We start from the raw sequence: 5441 nt of genomic DNA on the forward strand, positions 1-5441 counted from the left end.
GTCGGCCGCGATGTGGTCATGGAGCGGCGCGGCGATCAGCTCATCATTCGCCCGGTGGAGAACGCGGCCGATGCCCGGCGCCGGTTGCGCCGTCTGGTCGCCGATCTGAAGGCCATCGGCCGCGTCGGCAAGGCGCAGCACCGGGAGCCGATCGACTTTCCCGATCGGCCCGGCCTCGAATAGCCCTTGGCCGCGCTCATCGATACCAGCGTCGCCATCCTGCTGCGCGACGTGGACAGCCGCGCAGACGAGCGGCTCGTCCGGCTCGATGCCGTTCCCGCCTTGTCGATCGTTTCGCGCGTCGAGCTCGAAAACGGAGTTGTCGCCAATCCGACGCTGATGGCGGCGCGCCGCGCCGCGCTGGATCGGATGCTGCTCCTCCTTCCGGTCCTCGATTTCGACGCGGCATGCGCGGACACCTATCGCCGCATCGTGGAGGCCGTGGGCTATTCTCGGCGCAAGGTGGCCGATCGCATGATCGCGGCGACGGCGCTGGCCCACGGTCTCGTCCTCGTCACCGCCAACGCCGCCGACTTCGAGGACGTGCCGGGCCTCACGCTCGATATTTGGTGAGGGACGCACCCCGCTTGCCCCCTCCCCCCTCCTCCGCTATAGGCGCGGCCGTCCAACGGGCGGCGGCCCGGCGGTAGCCAGAACAGAAAGCGCGTTCGGGCGGGCATCGAGCCTCGCCTCCACGCGCCTTTCTGCATTCCTCCCCCTCTCCCGCTTGCGGGAGAGGGCTGGGGTGAGGGTCTTCCTCTCCGGCCACCCACGTCCGCCACCCCAAGGACGCCGCATCGGCATGAGGCCGGTACGGCAAACCCCTCTGGCCCGGCCCGCGCACATAAGTCCGCGGTGCGGTCCGGTAAATGCAAGGACTCCCGTTTCATGGCCTCTTCGGCGACCCCCACGCGCGACGATTTCGCGGCGCTCCTCAATGAATCGCTCGGCGGCGAGAATGAAAGCTTCGAGGGCCGCGTCGTCGTCGGCACCGTCACCGCGATCGAGAACGACCTCGCCGTCATCGACGTCGGCCTGAAGAGCGAGGGCCGCGTGCCGCTGCGCGAGTTCGCCGCGCCGGGCCAGAAGGCCGAGATCGCTGTCGGCGATCAGGTCGAGGTGTTCGTCGACCGCATCGAGAACATGCATGGCGAGGCGATGCTGTCGCGCGACCGCGCCCGCCGCGAGGCCGCCTGGGACAAGCTCGAGACCGAGTTCACCGCCGGCAACCGCGTCGAGGGCGTGATCTTCGGCCGCGTCAAGGGCGGCTTCACCGTCGATCTCGGCGGCGCCGTCGCCTTCCTGCCGGGCAGCCAGGTCGACATCCGCCCGGTCCGCGATGTCGGCCCGCTGATGGACCTGCCGCAGCCGTTCCAGATCCTGAAGATGGACCGCCGCCGCGGCAATATCGTCGTCTCCCGCAGGGCTATCCTGGAAGAGACCCGCGCCGAGCAGCGCTCGGGCCTCATCATGTCGCTGACCGAGAACCAGGTGCTCGACGGCGTCGTCAAGAACATCACCGATTACGGCGCCTTCGTCGATCTGGGCGGCATCGACGGCCTGCTCCACGTCACCGACATCAGCTACAAGCGCGTCGGCCATCCCAGCGAGGTGCTGGAGATCGGCCAGACCGTGAAGGTGCAGATCGTCCGCATCAACCGCGAGACGCAGCGCATCAGCCTCGGCATGAAGCAGCTGGAGAGCGATCCCTGGGACGGGGCCGCGACGCGCTATCCGGTCGAGGGCGTGTTCAAGGGCCGGGTCACCAACATCACCGAATATGGCGCCTTCGTCGAGCTGGAGCCGGGCATCGAGGGCCTCGTCCACGTCTCCGAGATGAGCTGGACCAAGAAGAACGTCCATCCCGGCAAGATCGTCTCGACCTCGCAGGAGGTCGATGTCGCGGTGCTCGAGGTCGACGAGGAGAAGCGCCGCATCTCGCTCGGCCTCAAGCAGGCGCAGGCCAATCCGTGGGAGGCCTTCGCGAAGTCCCACCCGGTCGGCACCGAGGTCGAGGGCGAGGTCAAGAACGCGACCGAGTTCGGCCTGTTCATCGGCCTCGACGGCGATGTCGACGGCATGGTCCACATGTCGGACATCGCCTGGGGCGTGTCGGGCGAGGAGGCCCTGAACCTCCACCGCAAGGGCGAGATGGTGAAGGCGGCCGTGCTCGACGTCGATGTCGAGAAGGAGCGGATTTCGCTCGGCATGAAGCAGCTGGAGCGGGGCGGGGTCGCCAAAAGCGGCGCGGCGGCCGGTGGCGGCAAGGGCGCGGGGGTCAACAAGAACGAGGTGGTCACCGTCACCGTGCTCGAGGTTCGCGACGGCGGGCTCGAGGTTCAGGTCGGCGACGATGGCGCGCACGGCTTCATCAAGCGCACCGACTTGGGCCGCGACCGCGACGAGCAGCGGCCGGAGCGCTTCCAGGTCGGCCAGAAGTTCGACGCGATGGTGATCGGCTTCGACCGTTCGAAGAAGCCCAATTTCTCGGTGAAAGCGATGCAGATCGCCGAGGAGAAGCAGGCCGTCGCCCAGTACGGATCGTCGGATTCGGGCGCCTCGCTGGGGGATATTTTGGGCGAGGCGTTGAAACAGAAGCAGTCCTAGTCTGGGCGACATCCTCGGCGAAGCCCTGAAGCAAAAACAATCCCAACCTTACGCTGACGTTTCGGTCGACTTAGCGCCTTTGAATCACTAGCTTTCCCTGCGCGCCGCGCTTGATTTTTGCCGGGTTCGGTGCAAACTGGCAGCGCGCAGGGGCCGGCGCGACCTTGGGGGGACACTCGTGATCCGATCCGAACTCGTGCAGAAGCTCTGCGACGACTATCCCGATCTTACTCTCAAGGAGGTCGAGCGCGTCGTCGCGACCTTCTACGATTCGATCATCGATCAGCTTCAGCAGGGCGGCCGGGTCGAGCTGCGCGGCTTCGGGGCGTTTTCGACCCGGGCGCGCGATGCCCGCAAGGGGCGCAACCCGCGGACCGGCGAAGCCGTCGACGTGGACGCCAAGCGCGTGCCCTATTTCAAGCCAGGCAAGGAAATGCGCGAGCGCTTAAACGTCTGACGACCCTTCGACGGACTCAGGACAGGCGTTGACGCGGGACAGTGGCCGACGCACGTCTCGCGGGGATGCGGACGTGGCGGAACCGGTAGACGCTGGAGACTTAAAATCTTCTGCCCTTGAAGGGCGTGCCGGTTCGAGTCCGGCCGTCCGCACCAGTCAGGCGCCGTCTTTTCTCTCGCCAGTCCACTCGCAGCGCGAGAGGCTGATCGGATCGGTGAACATGCCGCCGATGCGCGGGCCGACCTGCCAGCGCACCTGCGCCTGGACCCGGCCGAGTCCTGGAATGTCCAGCATCACATAGGAACCGATGCCGACCGCCTCCGGGCATTCCGCCATGAACCCGCAGGGCGATACGTTCCGGACATTGACCTCGACATGATAGGTCGCGCTTCGGCTAAGCCGGGCGGCCTCGTCGACCGCCAGGCGCGAAGCGCGGCGCGGCTTGTACTCGATCGCCGGATCGAGATCGTCAGGCGGCGTTGGGGTGGCGCGGGCGTCCATCCGCTTAACCTACGTTGAAGGGGTGAAAGACCGGTAAAGCTCCGGGGCGGGCGCCCTCGGCCCTGTTCTTTCGTCTCCCGATGGCTAGAAAAGCGGCGGTAATGGCCAGGCGGATGCTTCTTTCGATATGCGCGGCGCTCGCGCTCGGCGCATGCGGCGACACCCGCGGCGGACCGGTCGCGGTCAGCGCGATCGGAGCGCCGCCGCGCCTCGCAAACCCGAACCTCCAGCCGCTCGACCCGCCCTCGGCCTTCCTCGCCGAGGCGGTGGCGCAAGGGCTGGTGCGCTTCGACGCCGCCGGCGAGATCGAGCCGGCGCTGGCCCAGAGCTGGATCGTCTCGGACGACGGGCTGCGCTACACCTTCCGCATCCGCCGGGCGAGCTGGCCCGACGGCAGCCGGATCACCGCGGAGCAGGTCGCGGGCCGGCTCCGCGCCACCGCCAGCCGCCCCAGCCGCAACGCCCTGAAACCGGTCCTCGGCGGGATCGAATCGATCACGGCGATGACCGACGCCGTGCTGGAGATCGCGCTGCGTGGCCCCCGGCCCAATCTGCTGCAACTGCTCGCCCAGCCGGAGATGGCGGTCATCTTCGGCGGCATGGGATCCGGCCCCTATCAGATCGGCGGCACCAGCGGCGGCGCGCCGTTGCTCTCGCTGCCGCCCGGCGAGGATGGCGAGCCGGCCGCCGGGCCGTCGATCCTGTTGCGCGGCGAAGGCGCTGCGCTGGCGGTCGCGCGCTTCGCCCGCGGCGAGGCCGAACTGGTCGTCGGCGGCACGATCGGCGATCTTCCCGTCGCCCGCGCCGCCAACCAACCCAATGCGCGGCTGCTGCTCGACCCGGTCCAGGGCCTGTTCGGCCTGTCCTTCGCCAGCCGGGAGGGGCCGCTGGGCGATGCCGCGGTAAGGCGCGCGATGAGCATGGCGCTGGACCGCGAAGCCTTGGTCGCCGCGCTGAACGTGCGCGGGCTGGAGGCGCGTGCGACGCTGACTCCAGCGGGGCTCGGCGAGCTTCCCCGGCCTTTCGCCCCCGAATGGACGACGCTGCCTTTGCCCGAGCGGATCGCCCAGGCGCGTGCGGCGATCGCCGCGCTCAATCTTGCGGCGCCCTTGCGGGTGCGCGTGGCGATGCCGGACGGCCCGGGCTATCGGATCGCCTTCGCCTATCTGCGCCGCGACTGGCGCGCGATCGGGGTGGAGGCGGCGCGGGTTCCGGCCAACGCGCCGGCGGCAGAGCTCAGGCTGATCGACGCGGTGGCGCCGGCGGTCCTCGCGACCTGGTATTTGCGCCATTTCACCTGCGACGCGGCGCGAATCTGCGACGCGGAGGCCGACCGCGCCCTGCAGGACGCCCGCGCGGCGCGCACGCTGGCCGAGCGCCGCTTGCATCTCGCCCGGGCCGACCAGATATTGAGCGGCCTGACGCCTTACATTCCGCTGGCCGGCCCGGTGCGCTGGTCGCTGGTCGGGCAGAGGCTGACCGGGTTCAGGCCCAATATGTTCGGCCGCCACGCGCCGGGCGAGCTGATCGCGCAAAGGTTTTAGGCCGTATCAACATTCACCGCGTCCCGCCCCCTCTCCCCTGCGGGGAGTTCGAGGTCGGATTGTCCCCCGAACAATCCTGAAACGTGCGGGGCACGTTTCACCTCGAACTGATACGTAGCCTTAGCGAGCTGAAGGCGAGCTTAGGCGCAGTTGGTGAGGGGGCTCGGCGGTCGGGGCTATTCTCGAAGGCCGAGGCGCCCCAACCCCCACCCCAAGCCCCCCGCGGGGGGGGGGGGGGGGGGCCCCCAATATTTGTTACCAAATTGGGGTGGGTCAAAACCCCCCCCCCCCCGGGGGGGTTTGGGGTGGGGGGGGGGGGCCCTCGGCCTTCG

General features: G+C 68.8%; 6 protein-coding genes and 1 tRNA gene. 6 read left to right on the plus strand and 1 reads right to left on the minus strand.

What is annotated here, in order from left to right; all coding sequences use genetic code 11:
* The 5 genes from ACT4N3_RS12310 to ACT4N3_RS12330 form a co-directional block, all read left to right on the plus strand.
* On the plus strand, positions 1 to 183 hold a 183-nt coding region (locus tag ACT4N3_RS12310), incomplete at its 5' end, for a hypothetical protein (RefSeq protein ID WP_444855518.1).
* A gap of 3 nt (positions 184 to 186) precedes the next feature.
* Entirely contained in the window at positions 187 to 573 is a 387-nt protein-coding gene (locus tag ACT4N3_RS12315) for a PIN domain-containing protein (protein WP_444855519.1), read from the plus strand.
* A gap of 315 nt (positions 574 to 888) precedes the next feature.
* Entirely contained in the window at positions 889 to 2607 is a 1719-nt protein-coding gene (gene rpsA, locus ACT4N3_RS12320) for a 30S ribosomal protein S1 (RefSeq protein WP_444855520.1), read from the plus strand.
* 178 nt (positions 2608 to 2785) lie between these two features.
* The gene (locus ACT4N3_RS12325) at positions 2786 to 3064 is read left to right on the plus strand and encodes an integration host factor subunit beta (protein ID WP_444855521.1); all 279 of its coding nucleotides are present in this window, start codon (positions 2786 to 2788) and stop codon (positions 3062 to 3064) included.
* Positions 3065 to 3131: 67 nt separating this feature from the next.
* Positions 3132 to 3219: transfer RNA gene (locus ACT4N3_RS12330), tRNA-Leu, on the plus strand.
* 1 nt (position 3220) lies between these two features.
* Here ACT4N3_RS12330 and ACT4N3_RS12335 read toward each other — a convergent pair.
* A complete protein-coding gene (locus ACT4N3_RS12335) occupies positions 3221 to 3565 on the minus strand; it encodes a hypothetical protein (protein ID WP_444855522.1) in 345 nt (114 codons plus the stop codon).
* A 113-nt stretch (positions 3566 to 3678) separates the two neighbouring features.
* Between ACT4N3_RS12335 and ACT4N3_RS12340 the strand changes: the two genes are divergently transcribed.
* Positions 3679 to 5109 carry an ABC transporter substrate-binding protein gene (locus tag ACT4N3_RS12340; RefSeq protein WP_444855523.1) on the plus strand — a complete coding sequence of 477 codons (1431 nt, stop codon included), beginning with the start codon at positions 3679 to 3681 and terminating at the stop codon, positions 5107 to 5109.
* Positions 5110 to 5441: the final 332 nt, after the last annotated feature.

Origin of the sequence: Sphingosinicella sp. (genome assembly GCF_052388015.1) — a bacterium.
In the GTDB taxonomy this organism is placed as follows: domain Bacteria; phylum Pseudomonadota; class Alphaproteobacteria; order Sphingomonadales; family Sphingomonadaceae; genus Allosphingosinicella.

Excerpts from the sequence above, each read along its gene's own strand:
- rpsA (WP_444855520.1), top strand. The coding sequence starts at position 889 with ATGGCCTCTTCGGCGACCCCCACGCGCGACGATTTCGCGGCGCTCCTC.
- ACT4N3_RS12335 (WP_444855522.1), bottom strand. The coding sequence starts at position 3,565 with ATGGACGCCCGCGCCACCCCAACGCCGCCTGACGATCTCGATCCGGCG.
- ACT4N3_RS12340 (WP_444855523.1), top strand. The coding sequence starts at position 3,679 with ATGCTTCTTTCGATATGCGCGGCGCTCGCGCTCGGCGCATGCGGCGAC.